The organism is uncultured Abiotrophia sp., assembly GCF_963520105.1.
Taxonomy (GTDB): Bacteria; Bacillota; Bacilli; order Lactobacillales; family Aerococcaceae; genus Abiotrophia.
Window position 1 is genome coordinate 41,769 of the sequence record NZ_CAUQPN010000002.1, and the last position, 15,739, is coordinate 57,507.

A 15,739-nucleotide genomic window follows, 5' to 3' on the forward strand; every position below is an offset into this window, starting at 1 on the left:
AGACTACCCCCTTGGATACGGCCAGTTGGGGTAGTAAGCACTTTGACTGCTACTATCAATTCATCTGTATTATATAGAATTTAAGGGGATTTTGCAAGGGTATATCGCCCTACTTGAAAAGGGCTAAGACATTTAGTAAACTACATATGAGTAGAAAGAAGGGAACCTAGTGACAGAATTAAATCTTAATGAGCAACGAATAATGCCTCATAATATTGAAGCTGAACGTGCGGTGCTAGGTGCTTTATTCCTAGATCCACGTAAAATCGGGACCGTCCAAGCCATTATCAGTGAAGATGACTTCTATAAACGATCCCACCAATTGATTTTTAATGCCATTGATGTGGTATTTGACCGCAACGGGGCCTTGGACTTCGTCATGGTGGTCAACCAACTGGAAGCCTATGATGCCCTAGAAAATGCGGGAGGCGCCAGCTATCTGGCAGAATTAATCGAAGCGACACCAACGGCAGAACACGTGGAGTATTATGCCAATATTGTCAAACAAAAATCGACCTTGCGACGTCTGATTGCGGCCACCACAACCATTAGTTCGGAAGCCTATGATGAGTCTGATAGCGTTGAAAATATTGTAGATCGCAGTGAGAAGCTGATTCTCTCAATCGGGGAAGGTAGCCAAGTCAATAAGCCAAAAGAAATGCGCCACCTAGTGGTGGAAGCCTATGACCGTGTGGTTAAGCTTTCGGAAGAAAAACGCGACATTACGGGACTAGCTACGGGCTATCATGATTTGGACAAGATGACTTCAGGTTTCCAAGGCGATCAGTTAATTATTATCGCCGCCCGTCCTTCAGTAGGTAAGACGGCCTTTGCCCTCAATATCGCCCAGAATGTGGCTACCAAATCCAAGGTGCCGGTTGCCATCTTCTCACTAGAAATGGGGGCGATTGACTTAGTCTATCGGATGGTCTGCGCAGAGGGAAATATCTTTGCATCCAACATGAAGACGGGTCAACTAACCGAAGATGAGTGGTCTAGCTTCACTATTGCAACCGACACCCTTAAGAATGCCAAGATTTTCATCGATGATTCAGCGGGGATTAAGGTCTCCGAAATTCGGGCCAAATGTCGCCGACTCAAACAGGAAAATCCTGACTTGGGCTTGATTGTCATCGACTACCTGCAATTGATTGAAGGGAACGGTCGTGAAAACCGCCAACAAGAAGTTTCTGAGATTTCACGCCAACTCAAAAAATTAGCCAAGGAATTGCATGTGCCTGTGATTGCCTTGTCCCAGCTCTCACGGGGCTTGGAACAGCGGCAAAACAAGCGGCCAATTTTAAGTGATATCCGGGAATCCGGGTCTATTGAGCAAGATGCGGATATCGTGGCCTTCCTCTATCGTCACGATTATCACCGTCATGACGAGCCGGGCGACGAGCCAGACCATGACGATTCCTTGCCAGATAACACGATTGAAGTTATTCTGGCTAAGAACCGGTCAGGGGCCCGGGACACCGTCAACTTACTCTTTAAGAAAGAGTATAACAAGTTTTCTAACTTGTCTTATCGCCTAGAAGATCAAGTAAATTATCAATAAAAAATAAGGCTGAGACTCAAGTCTCAGCCTTTTGCTTTCCCATTATATCATATATGATATAATGGGAAATTTATCTAGCGAAAGTCAAAAGGACGAAGTCAGCCTCGTCCTTTGATTTATCTACTATTAATTGCTTAATCAGCTAAAATCCAAGCAGAGACAGAGCCGCCATGAACTGGGAAATCAGCCCAACCGTCTTCTTCGATGGTGATGCTGGCTTCATGATGTTCTAAGCCATCGCGGAAAGTACGGCCAGCCCATTCAGGACCTAAGAAGAGGCGCTTGCTGGTCTCGTCTTTGTTGGAGAGAATAACTGCCAATGGCCGGCCATCATTTTCTTCATTACCAGCCCGAGTCCAAGCAATACAGTTAGGATCATCGAGATAGTCAGTTTCTTGACCATAGGCATGGTAAAGCCGTAGGTTGAGCAATTTATCGATGACTTCCTGGAAGGATTCTTGGGCAAAGTCCCCTTGGATACCCAGGTAGTCGCCATAGAAGACACAAGGTAAACCGGATTGGCGCAAGAGAATCATGGCATAAGCCAGAGGTTTGAACCATTCTGCTACGGTCGATTCAAGGGCTTGACCCCGTTGGGTATCGTGGTTATCAACGAAGGTAACTGCCGATTCTGGGTAGTTTTGCATGAGAGTTTGGTCGAAAATCTTACTTAAGTCGTAATCTGCCCCGGCTTGACCGGCATCAAAGAAGTTCTGGTGGAGCTTGACGTCTACCAAGTCATAGTGGAAGTCGGTTTTCTCCAAATATTGGCTATTGGCTTCTTCGTCGCCATTCCAGAATTCACCGAAGACATAGAAATCATCGCTATAGTGTTCGGTTAAGTCCCGGATAAAGTTCTTCATGAAGAAGGAATCGATGTGTTTAACGGCATCTAGGCGGAAGCCCCGAACTCCGGTTGTTTCAATAAACCAATGGGCCCAATCATAGAGATGTTGGACCACTTCCGGATGCTTGAAGTCGATGTCATCATACATAAGATAGTCATAGTTACCGTTCTCGTCGTCAACGAGCGTGTCGTCAGCCCAACCCTTATTATCCCCTTGAATCAGATAAATACCGGATCGGTTACGGCCAGCGTCATAGTCGGTCCCTGTAAAGTGATACCAGTGCCAGGTGAAATCATTGTAGGCTTTCTGGCGACCATCGAAGGTGAAGCAAGTCCAACCCTCAATTTCGAAGGGTTCAGAAATGGCTTCTTGACGATTGTTAGGATTCATCTCAATGACCGTAAAGCGTTCCTTGTGGTCGGCGCCGGCCTTGTGGTTGAGGACGATATCAGCGATGGGGTCAATCCCATTAGCTTTTAAAGTTTCAATTAGAGCGAGATAGTCGTCTTTAGTTCCGTATTTAGTAGGAATAGTTCCCTTCTGGTCGAATTCTCCCAAGTCAAACAAGTCATAGACGCCATAGCCGACGTCGTCTTTGTTGGTGCCTTTGAAGGCAGGTGGGAGCCAGATTTTCCGAATGCCCTTGGCAGCTAATTCTGGAGCTAGTTGGGCAAGTCGATTCCAGTGCTGGTGGTCACTCGGCAGATACCATTCAAAAGCTTGCATTAAAGTCTGGTTTTGCATGGTGCGAGCCTCCTTTTACAATTTGTATGGCTCTATTCTAGGACGATGGCAGGCAAAAAGCAACTGATACCGGTCCCTAAATGACGGATGTTAGGGACTTGTCACAGATTTGAGGTGCAATTGTCGTCAGATAGACGCCAAAAACCCTCCTCAGATGAGGAGGGCCGGAGCGGTAGACGAGTTAAGCTTAAGCTTCTTCGCGAATTACTAATTCGGTTTCTGGATCGAAGAAGTGAGCCTTGTTCATGTTGAAACCGAGTTCTACGGTTTCACCTGGGTTGTGGTAGTCACGTGCATCCACACGAGCGATGAATTCAGTGTCCCCAACTTTAGAGTAAAGCATAGTTTCTGCCCCTAATAATTCAGATACGACAACTTCTGAACGAACTACTGATTTTGGATAGGAGTCTAAGAAGATTTGTTCAGATTGAATGTCTTCTGGACGAATACCAAAGATGACTTCCTTGCCTTCGTAGCCACGTTCTACTAAGTAACGACGTTGTGGATCTGTTACTTCTAAGGTTAAGTCGTGGCCATTGCTAATCATGCCGTTTTCGAATTTAACTTTGAAGAAGTTCATGGCAGGAGAGCCGATAAAGCCAGCAACGAAGACGTTGTTTGGAGTATCGTAAACTTCTTGTGGGCTACCGATTTGTTGGATAATCCCATCTTTCATGATGACAATCCGGCTAGCCATGGTCATAGCTTCGGTTTGGTCGTGAGTTACGTAGATGGTAGTGGTGTTCAAGCGTTGGTGTAATTTTGCAATTTCAGCACGCATTTGTACACGGAGTTTAGCATCCAAGTTAGAGAGCGGTTCGTCCATGAGGAAGACTTTAGCGTCGCGGACAATGGCACGGCCCAAGGCAACACGTTGACGTTGACCACCAGACAAAGCAGCTGGTTTGCGGTCTAAGTATTGAGACAAGCCTAAGATTTCAGCTGCGTTCTCTACACGTTGTTTGATTTCTTCTTTTGGATATTTACGAAGTTTCAAACCGAAGGCCATGTTGTCGAAGACAGTCATGTGTGGGTAGAGGGCGTAGTTTTGGAATACCATGGCGATGTCGCGGTCTTTAGGTGCCACGTCGTTCATGAGGCGGTCGCCAATCCATAATTCCCCTTCAGAAATATCTTCCAAACCGGCAATCATACGTAATGTAGTAGACTTACCACAACCAGAAGGACCAACGAAGACGATGAATTCGCGGTCTGCGATGTCTAAGTTAAAGTCAGTAACGGAATAGAAGTCGGCATTATCATATTTTTTGTGGATGCCTTTTAATTTCATTTCTACCATAGGAAAATTCGCTCCTTATTGATTGATTTTATTGACATCTATAGTGTAAATGAAAACGGTTTACAATTCCATTGACAAACTGCACAAATTTCTTCGGCAGATTGTACAAAAAGTAAAAGGTTTTCTAAAAAGAGTAAGAAAGTGTGATTTTTCAAGCACTTTTATTGCTTTTATTACCCTATTGGCCGGGAAATTTGGTAAAATAGAGATGATTCAGTAGAAAAGGGGTGTCTTATGACCCAGGAAAGAAAACGTGGCTTTGAAGTCATCACTAGCTACCAAGATAAAGCCATCCAACTGCCGCAACGAGCGACCCATCATGCTGCAGGTTATGATTTGGAAGCGGCAGAAACCATTGTGGTTCCGTCTTACTGGCGACAAGTTTTCCGCTATTTAGCCATGGAAATGAAACAATGGATTCATGCCAAACCAACTCAAAAGGAGCCAGCAGAGGATCCACAGCGCTTGTTGAAACCAACCCTTGTGCCTACTGGGCTTAAGGTTTATATGCAGGACGACGAATACTTACAAATTGTCAACCGTTCTAGTAACCCGCTCAAGCGTTTCTTACAGGTGCCTAACGGAGTGGGTGTCATTGACGCAGACTACTATAATAACCCGAGTAATGAAGGGCATGTCTACGTTCAACTTAGCAACTTTGGGCTCTTTGACCAAACCATCCAAAAAGGTGAGCGCATTGCCCAAGCCATCTTCTTGCCTTTCTTGAAGGCAGATGGCGACCATGGTGGGCAGGCTGCCCGCGAAGGAGGCTTTGGCTCCTCTGGTCATCACCAACAATAGGCTCTAAGAACTAGAGCCAAAGAAAGAAGGAAAGCTATGGCCAAGAAAAAAGTAAGCTACGAATGTATGGCCTGTGGCTATGAATCGGCCAAGTATCTGGGCAAGTGCCCTAATTGTGGCGCCTGGAATCAGATGGAAGAGCAGATTGTCCAATCGACCATCAAGACCGAGAAAAGTCAGTTCAAGGTTTTGACTCAGCGTGGCGAAGACGTCAACCGGGCCCAACGCTTAGAAGAAATTACCTACAAGGCTGAAACGCGGACCCATACCAACTTCCAAGAGTTCGACCGAGTCTTGGGGGGCGGAGTGGTAGCCGGCAGTTTGGTTCTGATTGGGGGCGATCCTGGGATTGGTAAGTCTACCCTCTTGCTCCAGGTCTCGATTCAACTGGCTAATCTAGGTCAGACCGTCCTCTATGTTTCTGGGGAAGAGAGTCTCTCCCAAATTAAAATGCGGGCGGAACGCCTATCACTCAAGGACAGTCATTTCTATCTCTTATCGGAGACGGACTTAGCAGTCATTGCTGGCGAGGTTCAGCGCATTGCGCCAGATATTTTGATTATTGACTCTATTCAGACCATGCAACTGGCAGATCATACTGGGGTGGCAGGAAGTGTTTCCCAATTGCGGGAAGCCACCGCTATCTTAATGCGGATTGCCAAGGATAATAATATTGCGACCTTTATTGTTGGTCACGTGACCAAGGAGGGCAATATTGCGGGGCCTCGGATGTTGGAACACATGGTGGATACCGTGCTTTATTTTGAGGGCGAGCGCCATAATCGTTTCCGGGTCTTGCGAGCCGTAAAAAACCGGTTTGGCTCCACGCATGAGCTAGGCGTTTTCGAAATGCTGGAAGCAGGCTTGGAAGAAGTAACCAACCCTTCAGAGCTCTTCTTGGAAGAGCGTTTGGCTGGCGCGACGGGTTCGACTGTTGTGGCTTCCATTGAAGGAACGCGACCAATTTTGGCGGAAATCCAGTCTCTGATGACTCCAACTGTCTATGGGACAGCCAAACGCACCTCGTCGGGGATTGACTATCAACGCGTGTCACTGCTCTTGGCAGTTATGGAAAAGCACTGCGGTCTGCTGGTACAAAATCAGGATGCCTTCTTCAAGATTACAGGCGGCGTTAAATTAGACGAGCCAGCTATTGATTTGGCCATTGCCGTCAGCATCGCGTCTAGTTATTGGAATCAGGCCACCAATATCGAAGATTGCTTTATCGGCGAAATTGGTCTGACGGGGGAAATCCGACGGGTTAGCCAAATCAAGGAGCGCCTCAAGGAAGCTGCCAAACTGGGCTTTAAGCGAGCCTATATTCCCAAAAATAATCTAGCAGGTCTGGATCAGAAGCTGGCAATTGAGATTGTGCCAGTGGCCACTATCCAGGAAGCCATTCATAAGGTCTTCCCCCGCCAATAGGGGGAGGCCATCATTAAAAAAATAGGAAAGGAGGAAGGTTATGTTTAAACGTATTGTCTTAATGGTTTCAGCCATTATCGGACTGAGTTTTGGCGTGTCCTTTGGGGCTTCTATCTGGCCGTGGTTACATCTAACGCAAGATTTCTTGCTGAATACCTACTTTAACGGTTTATTATTCGCAATTATTTTCGCCCTCTTGGGAAATCTCGCCTCACCTTTGTTAGCTCGTTGGATTCGCAAGACACAAGAAATCTTAAACAAACAAACCACCTCAACCATTTTCTTCGGGACTATTGGTGGGGTTGTCGGTCTGATTATCGGCTATCTCATCTCACTCCCCTTCTCTAATTTGCAAATTCCCTTTATCTCTAACGCCCTGCCCTTGGTTTTATCAGTCATCCTATCCATTGTTGGCTATCAGACTGCAACCAGTCGGCAGGATGAATGGCGGACGATTTTTAGTCGTTCGGCTAGCAAGCGGGAAAAACAGGAAAGCCGTATCTTAGAGCGCAAGGCTGGTGAGAATTTCCACCGCTACAAACTTTTAGATACTAGCGTGATTATTGATGGTCGGATTGCCGACATTGCTAAGACCCACTTCTTAGAAGGGGTACTGGTGATTCCTAACTTTGTGCTTAAGGAATTGCAATTCATCGCGGATTCAGCAGATTCGCTCAAGCGTGCTCGTGGCCGCCGAGGGCTGGATATTCTCAACAGTTTACAAAAAGAATCGCTCATCCCAATCGAATTTTATGATGGGGATTTTGACGATGTGCCAGAGGTTGACAGCAAATTAATCCGTTTGGCAAAATTAATTGATGCAGCCGTGGTCACAAACGATTATAATTTAAATAAGGTCTGTGAATTTCAGAATGTCACCGTCTTTAACATCAATGCCTTGGCCCTAGCAGTCAAACCCGTCGTGATTCCTGGCGAAATCATGGAAGTCACGGTGGTTAAGTCCGGGACTGAGCGCAAACAAGGGGTTGCCTATTTAGATGATGGGACCATGATTGTGGTCGAAGACGGGCAACATTATATGAATGAGCGACTGAAAGTCATTGTTACTAGCGCCCTTCAAACTAGCGCTGGGCGTATGATTTTCGCTAAGCCCGCTCACTCGCAAGATAAAATCGAAACCAAGCAGTCACATTACTAAGGAAAGAGGAAACTACATGACTTCAAAAGTACGTGTGCGTTATGCACCAAGCCCAACAGGAGAATTACACATCGGGAATGCGCGGACAGCGCTCTTCAACTATCTTTTTGCGCGCCACTATGGCGGGGACTTCGTTATTCGGATTGAAGATACCGACTTAAAACGTAATCTTGAGCATGGCGAGAAGAGCCAGCTAGATAACTTAACCTGGTTGGGGATGGACTGGGATGAAGCGCCTAATAAGCCAGGCCAAGTGGGTCCTTACCGTCAGTCAGAGCGTCTGCATATTTACAACCCACTGATTGACCAACTCTTAGCAGAAGGCAAGGCCTACAAGTGCTACATGACGGAAGAAGAACTAGAAGCAGAACGTGAAGCCCAACAAGCCCGTGGCGAAATGCCACACTATGGTGGCCAACATGCTCACCTAACGCCTGAAGAAGAAGCTGCCTTTGAAGCAGAAGGTCGTGTGCCGGTTATTCGTTTCCGTGTACCAGAAGATGTGACTTATGAATTTGAAGATCTGGTTAAGGGTCCGATTACCTTCGAATCACGCAGTGTCTCTGGTGACTGGGTGATCCGCAAGCGCGACGGCATGCCAACTTATAACTTTGCGGTAACGGTCGACGACCACCTTATGGGCATTACCCACGTACTGCGGGGGGACGACCACATCGCTAATACACCTAAGCAAATGATGATTTATGGTGCTTTCGGTTGGGACTACCCACGTTTTGGTCACATGACCTTAATCGTTAATGCTGAGACTCATAAGAAACTCAGCAAACGTGACGGTGCTATCTTGCAATTTATCGAACAATACCGTAACCTGGGCTATTTACCAGAAGCTATCTTCAACTTTATCGCTCTTTTGGGTTGGTCTCCAGTTGGTGAAGAGGAAATTTTCGGTCGTGACCAGTTGATTGAACTCTTCGACTATGAACGTTTGTCTACTTCACCTGCTTCCTTCGATACCAAGAAATTGGAATGGATTAACAATACCTATATGAAGCAAGCGAGTCTTGAAGACGTGACGGCTCTAGCCTTGCCACATCTGATTGAGGCAGGTCGTGTATCGGCTAATCCATCAGAAGAAGAGTTAGCTTGGGTGACCAAGGTCGTCTCGCTTTTCCACGAACAAATGTCTTACGGGGCAGAAATCGTATCTCTGTCTAGCCTCTTCTTCAACGATAGTTTGACGATTGACGAAGAAAGTCGTGAGGTTTTAGCAGGCGAACAAGTGCCGGCTGTCTTGGCGGCGGTTCGCGAGAAGTTAGCGAACTTAGAAGACTTTGAGGCTGCAAACATTAAAGCTTGCATCAAGGAAGTGCAGAAGGAAACAGGCGCCAAAGGGCGTGGCCTCTTCATGCCAATCCGGATTGCTGTGAGTGGCCAAATGCATGGGCCAGAATTACCTGCATTAATCGAAGTCTTAGGCAAAGAAAAAGTCCTATCCCACATTGACCAAGTAGTAGCGCTCTTGGCATAAAATTCAAGATGACTATAAGAGGCTGGGGCACTTGCCTCAACCTCTTTTGTTTTTAGGCATCTGCTATCTAAGGAGGCTCCCTATATGTCACACTCTGCCTGGCATCAAGCCATTAAGGAAGAACTACCCGTAGGTTATTTCAGCCAAATAAATCATTTCATGGACCAAGTTTACGGCCAAGGAAGGATCTATCCGCCGCGTGACCGGGTCTTTAATGCCATCCAAACGACCCCCTTAGAGGATGTCAAGGTGGTTATTCTGGGGCAAGATCCCTACCACGGGCCAGGTCAGGCACAAGGATTAAGCTTTTCTGTACCTAATGATTTGCCTGCTCCCCCTTCTCTTCAGAATATTCTCAAAGAATTAGCGGATGACATTGGCGTCAAGCCCAATCATGACTTAACGGCCTGGGCCCAACAAGGCGTCTTGCTGCTAAATGCCTGTTTGACCGTTCCAGCCGGTATGGCTAACGGCCATGCAGGTCAGATTTGGGAGCCATTTACCGACGCCATCATTCGGGTCGTCAATCAACAGGAGCAGCCGGTTGTCTTCATCCTGTGGGGTGCCTATGCCCGCAAGAAGAAGGCTTTGATTACCGCTAGCCAGCACTTGGTAATTGAATCGGCGCACCCTAGCCCCCTATCTGCCTATCGCGGTTTCTTTGGCAGTCGACCTTTTTCACGAGCCAATGCCTTTTTAGAGGCGCAGGGTCAGACACCAATTAATTGGCTTAGCTAGAGCCTTTTTACTATTTTAACGCAAAGGAGCAATACTATGGCAATACAAGTCTATAATACCTTGACACGACAGAAGGAAGTTTTCCGTCCTATTAAAGAGGGGCAAGTAGCTTTCTATGTCTGCGGTCCGACCGTCTATAACTATATCCATATCGGCAACGCCCGTAGCGCGGTAGCCTTTGACACTATTCGGCGTTACTTCCAGTATCGAGGTTATCAAGTCAATTATGTCAGCAACTTTACTGACGTCGATGACAAAATTATCAAGGCAGCGATTGCCGAAGGTTCAACTCCCGAAGCCATTGCTGATAAATATATCGCGGCTTTCAAGGAAGATACCGGGCAACTCAATATTCAACCGGCGACCGTTCATCCACGAGTTATGGAAAATATTGAGGAAATTATTGCTTTCGTCCAGACCTTGATTGAAAAAGGCCATGCCTATGAATCTGAAGGCGATGTTTACTTCAAGACAGAATCCTTCAAGGACTATGGCCATTTATCTGACCAATCGCTAGAGGATCTACTAGTAGGCGCAAGCGAACGTTTGGATCAGGTAGTTGCAGAACGCAAGGCCAATCCTCTGGACTTCGCCCTCTGGAAGACTGCCAAGCCTGGGGAAATCGCCTGGGATTCGCCGTGGGGACCGGGCCGTCCTGGCTGGCATATTGAATGTTCAGTTATGGCCACTAAGTACCTAGGTGATACCATTGATATTCACGGGGGCGGGCAAGACCTCACCTTCCCTCACCATGAGAATGAGATTGCCCAGTCTGAAGCTTGCACCGGCCATACTTTTGCCCATTACTGGCTCCACAATGGCTTTGTGACCATTGGGAAGCAAGATGAGAAAATGAGTAAATCCCTGGGGAACTTTGTCCTTTTGCGCGACTTGTTAGGAGACTACGACCCTATGGTCATTCGCTACATGTTGGCGACAACCCACTACCGTCGTCCTTTGCGCTATGATGAGGCTGTGATTACGGAAGCTCAAGCTAATGTCAACAAATTACGGGAAGCAATTCGTCGACTTAAGCACCGTCAGGAGCAAGCTAGCGCAGACCTTGAAGATCATGAGACTTGGTTAACGGAGATTAATGGCATTCAAGAGCAATTTGTGATCGCTATGGATGATGACTTTAATGCTTCTAATGGGATTACAGCTCTCTTTGATTTGGTCAAGTCCCTGAACCGCTACCTGGAGCTAGAAGTAACTAGCCAGGGTGTTCTGTCACTTTATGACAAAGTCCTACATGATTTATTAGCAGTATTTGGCTTGGATTTAGAAGATAAAAGCAATAGTATTGATCAGGAAATTGAGGCGCTGATTGAGGAACGCCGTCAAGCCCGGGCCAACAAGGATTTCGCCCGTAGCGATGCGATTCGTGATCAACTCAAAGAGCAAGGCATTCTCTTAGATGATACGCCTCAAGGTACGGTTTGGAAGCGAGTGAATCGATGAATCAAGTGGATCAATTAAATGGGGCTGCTCTAGCCTATATTGGGGATGCTATCTATGAGGTTTATGTCAGACAGCATGTCATTGCCTCTGGCTTGACCCAGCCCAATCGTCTGCATCGGGCAGCGACCCGCTATGTAGAGGCCAAGGGCCAGGCCTATGCCATGCAGTGTCTGCGGGACCAAGAGACCTTAAATGAAGAGGAATTAACCATCTATAAACGGGGGCGTAATCATAAGGCTAATACCAAGGCTAAGAATGCTAGCATTGGCGATTACCGCCAGGCAACAGGCTTTGAAGCCCTACTTGGCTGGCTTCATCTCTCCGGGCAAAGTCAGCGTTTGGAGGAGTTGATTGCCCAGTCTCTAGCCCTGATCGATCAGAGAGGACAATAGAATGAAATATGAGACAAGTCGGTCGCGCAAATCAACTAGCAAGCGACAAACGCATAAAAAGAAATATGATGAAACAACAGACAAGAAAATAGAAAATAATCAAGAAGTATCTTCCCAAGAGGAAATTATCTTTGGCAAACACGCGGTAATGGAAACCCTTAAAAAAAATAAGGGAATAAATAAACTTTTTTATCAAAAAGGGCTGGCAGATTCTAAAATAAGTAGTATAATAGAATTAGTAAAAAACCACGGCGGAATTTTTCAAGAAGTTCCGAAAAGTAAACTGGATGAATTGACCCAAGGTGCTAACCACCAAGGGTTGGTTCTCACCGTGCCTCCTTTTGATTATCAGACCATAGAAGACTGCCTTGCCTTGGCCGAAAGTAAAGGTCAGCCTCCTTTCCTACTGATTCTTGATGGGATTGAAGATCCTCATAATTTGGGGTCCATTCTTCGCACGGCGGATGCTTTTGGTGTCCACGGAATCATCATTCCTAAGCGTCGCGCAGTCGGTTTAACAGGCATTGTTGCCAAGACATCCACAGGGGCTATCGAACATGTGCCCGTTGTTCGTGTTGCAAATATCGCTCAGACCATTGAACTGCTACAAAATCAAGGGATCTGGGTCTTCGCCACGGATATGGCGGGAGAAGATGTGCGCCAGTGGAATAGTCAAGGGCCTTTAGCGATTGTCATTGGAAATGAAGGTCAAGGGGTCTCTCCTCTTGTGAAGCAAAAAGCAGACGGTATTGTCACCATCCCAATGGTGGGACATGTCCAAAGTCTTAATGCTAGCGTGGCAGCAGGCGTATTGGTTTATGAAGTTGCCCGGCATCGGATGAATTAGGGGAATCACTAGATGAAAAGACAGGCCTACCTTTTGGTGGATGGCTACAATATGATTGGTGCGTGGCCACACCTGTCGCGTCTTCAAGTGGTTAATATCCAAGAAGCGCGGGATCGACTAATAGCTGAACTGGCCAGTTATGCCAGGGTGAGACAGGTTCAGGTGATTGTGGTCTTTGATGCCCAATTAGTGCCTGGACGAGCGACAAGGCTTGAGCAGTCTGGAGTGCAAGTGGTTTTTACCGAGGAGAACGAAACGGCAGACTCGTATATTGAGAGGGGAGTAGGAGCCTATATTCATCCGTTGAACCGCGTGACGGTGGCAACGAGTGATATGGCTGAGCAATGGACTATTTTTCAACAGGGAGCCCTTCGTATGTCGGCTCAAGAATTATGGCTTGATTTGAAGTTAGCCAAGGAAGAAATGACTGCAGATGTCGAACGTTACTATAGTAGACGGCTCCGCCGGCACAGCCCGTGGAGCGCAAAACAATTGGCGAAACTCGATCAATTGCGCAAAACACTTTAAACATATGGGATAAACCTTTTCCTTCTCCCCTATAATAACCTTTATAGAGGAGGAAACACCCATGGATTTTCATCAGTACGAAGACACAGAGTTGCCAGCACTAGATCAAGCAGTTGCAGCACTCAAGGCAGATTTTGATGGCCAACAATTTGAACAATTGTTGCGCCAGTTCAGTCCTTTGATTAGAAGTTGTTATTTGATGAGTAAGTCTGCCTATCTTGATTATGCAGACTTCCAACAAGAAGCTAGAGTTACTTTGTGGAAGGCCATCTTCACTTATAATGGTGGAATTCCCTTCAAGAGTTACTTTAAAATTGTCCTTATCCGACATTTTAGCCATTTATATCGTTATGAATCGGCTCATAAACGTGTTCAAGCATCCGATTGTGTTTCTCTGGATGTGGATGACTATGTGAGAGAACAACTAGAGGCACATTTCGATCCTTTGAGTCCCCTAGCCCAAGGTCATGATGTGGCACCAGAAGATTGGTGTCTGGCACGTGAAGCCTCCGATGGTTATTTTTCAAGTTTGTCTGATTGGGAAAAAGAGGTTCTCTTAGCTTGCCTAGATGGCATGAGTGTCGAGGAGATGTCTCAGGTCAAGGGCAAGTCCCAACGTTCTTGTCAAAGTGCCCTAAGCCGCTGTCGTAAAAAACTAGAAGATTTCTGCAAGAGGCTTGACAAATAGCTGGGAACTGCCTATCATTAAAAGATGATATAGCATCAAAAGGAGGTAGTTGCCTTGGCTCAAAAGAAAGGTGCCTTAGCCTGTAGTGAATGTGGTCAACGTAATTACCACATGACACCCACGCAGATGGGACAGTCGCAACGCTTAGAAATCAAGAAATTCTGCAAGTATTGCAACAAGCATACCTTGCATAAAGAAACTAAATAGAAGGGTATTAGAGCATGGGATACATTAAGAACGTCGGAAAAGAAATGAAACGTGTGACTTGGCCAAGCTTAGGTGAAGTCAACAAATATACATGGACAGTCATCATTATGGTCGTTTTATTAGGCCTCTACTTCGGTGGCATCGACTTTGGCTTGTCCAACTTACTCAATTACTTCTACGCCCTCTAAGCGAGCGAGAGGTAGGCACTTAGATAGAAAAGCTCAATCCGCTTGGAGAATCTCTCTAGGCGGATTGATTTACTTTAGGGAAAAGGACGGTGGTTTCATGACACACGATGAACGCTTAGAACAACATATGTATGCTCTCTTAAGCCAACGAGGCGTGACTATTAAGGATATTGCCCACATTGTCTACGACTTACAAGTAGATTATGTGCCCCATATTACCATTGAGCAATGCCAAGCCCACGTTCAAGAAGTCCTCAAGAAACGCGAGGTTCAGCACGCAGTAGTCACTGGTATTGAGTTAGATATGGCGGTAGAAGCGGGCCACTTCTCGCCTATTTTGCGAGACATTATTGCCCGCGATGCGGGTCTTTATGGTATTGATGAGATTCTGGCCCTGTCCATTGTCAACGTCTACGGATCGATTGGCCTGACCAACTTTGGCTATGTAGATAAAATGAAGACCGGCATCGTTAAAGAGTTGGATTCCAAGACACCTGGCCGTGTCAATACTTTCATTGATGACTTGGTAGGTGCCATTGCAGCGGCAGCAGCTGCCCGGATTGCCCATGCAGGTTTGGAGAGAAATCAAGACTAGCCACTAGGCCAAATGCCCAGGGAAATTCCTTGGGCCGGGTCTTGTCTCAGTGGCCGCCCTTATGTTATACTAAGGCTAACGATAGCGACCTACCCAATGTAGGTTTTTTATTTTGCCGGTTCAAATAAAAGGAGTAGACAGATGAGTAAAGAATGGTATGTATTACACACGTACTCAGGGTACGAAAACAAGGTCAAAGAAAATATCGAGATGCGGACGGAAAGCATGAACATGCAAGACCACATCTTCCGTATTGCGGTGCCTGAAGAAGAAGTGGTTGAGAAGACCGATGGCGTAGAGAAGAAAAAAGTCGAAAAGACCTTCCCTGGCTATGTCCTAGTAGAGATGGAAATGTCTGATGAGGCTTGGTTTATTGTTCGTAATACACCAGGTGTAACTGGTTTTGTTGGCTCTCATGGTGCCGGCTCAAAACCATCCCCACTCTTGCCAGAAGAAATTGCGGCTATCTTGGGTGATGCGCCAATGCCAAGTCAACGTGTAGAACTCAATGTAGAAGAAGGCGATTACGTGTCCATTATCGACGGGGCTTTCTCTGGCCTATCTGGTCAAATCGAGGAAATCGACCGTGATCATGACAAACTCAAAGTAGTGATTGAAATGTTTGGTCGTGAGACAGTGGCGGAATTAGACTTCGTGCAAGTTAAAAAAGAAGATATTTAATCAAGGTAGAGACTAGGAAATAAGCTTCCTAGTCTCTTTTTGTGGGGCGAGTAATGAAGTCTTAACAAAATTTGATAAATGTCCAGC

Annotated in this window: 17 protein-coding genes; 15 read left to right on the forward strand and 2 right to left on the reverse strand. The window is 46.3% G+C overall.

Annotation, left to right across the window (positions count from 1 at the left end; all coding sequences use genetic code 11):
• The first annotated feature begins 169 nt into the window (after window positions 1-169).
• Window positions 170-1,561, forward strand: coding sequence for a replicative DNA helicase (gene dnaB / locus RWO08_RS03325; protein WP_314211227.1), 1,392 nt, complete (start codon window positions 170-172; stop codon window positions 1,559-1,561).
• A 134-nt stretch (window positions 1,562-1,695) separates the two neighbouring features.
• Here the strand turns inward: dnaB and RWO08_RS03330 are convergent, their stop codons facing one another.
• Together RWO08_RS03330 and RWO08_RS03335 are read right to left on the reverse strand one after the other, a co-directional pair.
• Window positions 1,696-3,153: an alpha-amylase gene (locus RWO08_RS03330; protein ID WP_314211228.1), complete on the reverse strand. Its 1,458-nt coding sequence runs from the start codon at window positions 3,151-3,153 to the stop codon at window positions 1,696-1,698.
• Between the two features lie 187 nt (window positions 3,154-3,340).
• Window positions 3,341-4,453 carry an ABC transporter ATP-binding protein gene (locus tag RWO08_RS03335; RefSeq protein WP_070756450.1) on the reverse strand — a complete coding sequence of 371 codons (1,113 nt, stop codon included), beginning with the start codon at window positions 4,451-4,453 and terminating at the stop codon, window positions 3,341-3,343.
• A gap of 234 nt (window positions 4,454-4,687) precedes the next feature.
• Here RWO08_RS03335 and RWO08_RS03340 point away from each other — a divergent pair, with 234 nt between their 5' ends.
• From RWO08_RS03340 to nusG, 14 genes are all read left to right on the forward strand, one after another.
• Window positions 4,688-5,254, forward strand: coding sequence for a dUTP diphosphatase (locus tag RWO08_RS03340; protein WP_314211229.1), 567 nt, complete (start codon window positions 4,688-4,690; stop codon window positions 5,252-5,254).
• Between the two features lie 36 nt (window positions 5,255-5,290).
• Window positions 5,291-6,679 carry a DNA repair protein RadA gene (gene radA, locus RWO08_RS03345; protein ID WP_314211230.1) on the forward strand — a complete coding sequence of 463 codons (1,389 nt, stop codon included), beginning with the start codon at window positions 5,291-5,293 and terminating at the stop codon, window positions 6,677-6,679.
• Between the two features lie 40 nt (window positions 6,680-6,719).
• Entirely contained in the window at window positions 6,720-7,838 is a 1,119-nt protein-coding gene (locus RWO08_RS03350; RefSeq protein ID WP_314211231.1) for a PIN/TRAM domain-containing protein, read from the forward strand.
• Window positions 7,839-7,854: 16 nt separating this feature from the next.
• Window positions 7,855-9,327, forward strand: coding sequence for a glutamate--tRNA ligase (gltX, locus tag RWO08_RS03355; RefSeq protein WP_314211232.1), 1,473 nt, complete (start codon window positions 7,855-7,857; stop codon window positions 9,325-9,327).
• Between the two features lie 84 nt (window positions 9,328-9,411).
• On the forward strand, window positions 9,412-10,065 hold the full coding sequence (locus RWO08_RS03360) for a uracil-DNA glycosylase (RefSeq protein ID WP_291454789.1): 654 nt from the start codon (window positions 9,412-9,414) through the stop codon (window positions 10,063-10,065).
• A gap of 36 nt (window positions 10,066-10,101) precedes the next feature.
• Window positions 10,102-11,526 carry a cysteine--tRNA ligase gene (cysS, locus tag RWO08_RS03365; protein WP_314211233.1) on the forward strand — a complete coding sequence of 475 codons (1,425 nt, stop codon included), beginning with the start codon at window positions 10,102-10,104 and terminating at the stop codon, window positions 11,524-11,526.
• Window positions 11,523-11,918 (forward strand): Mini-ribonuclease 3, encoded by a 396-nt coding sequence (locus RWO08_RS03370; protein ID WP_070756442.1) that lies wholly within the window; start codon window positions 11,523-11,525, stop codon window positions 11,916-11,918. The genes cysS and RWO08_RS03370 overlap by 4 nt, the downstream gene beginning before the upstream one ends.
• A gap of 1 nt (window position 11,919) precedes the next feature.
• Window positions 11,920-12,765 carry a 23S rRNA (guanosine(2251)-2'-O)-methyltransferase RlmB gene (gene rlmB, locus RWO08_RS03375; protein WP_314211234.1) on the forward strand — a complete coding sequence of 282 codons (846 nt, stop codon included), beginning with the start codon at window positions 11,920-11,922 and terminating at the stop codon, window positions 12,763-12,765.
• Window positions 12,766-12,777: 12 nt separating this feature from the next.
• A complete protein-coding gene (locus RWO08_RS03380; protein WP_070756441.1) occupies window positions 12,778-13,293 on the forward strand; it encodes an NYN domain-containing protein in 516 nt (171 codons plus the stop codon).
• Window positions 13,294-13,354: 61 nt separating this feature from the next.
• Window positions 13,355-13,981, forward strand: coding sequence for an RNA polymerase sigma factor (locus tag RWO08_RS03385; protein ID WP_070756440.1), 627 nt, complete (start codon window positions 13,355-13,357; stop codon window positions 13,979-13,981).
• 54 nt (window positions 13,982-14,035) lie between these two features.
• Window positions 14,036-14,188 carry a 50S ribosomal protein L33 gene (gene rpmG / locus RWO08_RS03390; protein ID WP_070756439.1) on the forward strand — a complete coding sequence of 51 codons (153 nt, stop codon included), beginning with the start codon at window positions 14,036-14,038 and terminating at the stop codon, window positions 14,186-14,188.
• Between the two features lie 14 nt (window positions 14,189-14,202).
• Window positions 14,203-14,376: a preprotein translocase subunit SecE gene (gene secE, locus RWO08_RS03395; protein WP_023392543.1), complete on the forward strand. Its 174-nt coding sequence runs from the start codon at window positions 14,203-14,205 to the stop codon at window positions 14,374-14,376.
• Window positions 14,377-14,473: 97 nt separating this feature from the next.
• Window positions 14,474-14,971, forward strand: coding sequence for a phosphatidylglycerophosphatase A (locus tag RWO08_RS03400; RefSeq protein WP_070756438.1), 498 nt, complete (start codon window positions 14,474-14,476; stop codon window positions 14,969-14,971).
• Window positions 14,972-15,112: 141 nt separating this feature from the next.
• Entirely contained in the window at window positions 15,113-15,652 is a 540-nt protein-coding gene (nusG, locus tag RWO08_RS03405) for a transcription termination/antitermination protein NusG (RefSeq protein ID WP_023392541.1), read from the forward strand.
• Window positions 15,653-15,739: the final 87 nt, after the last annotated feature.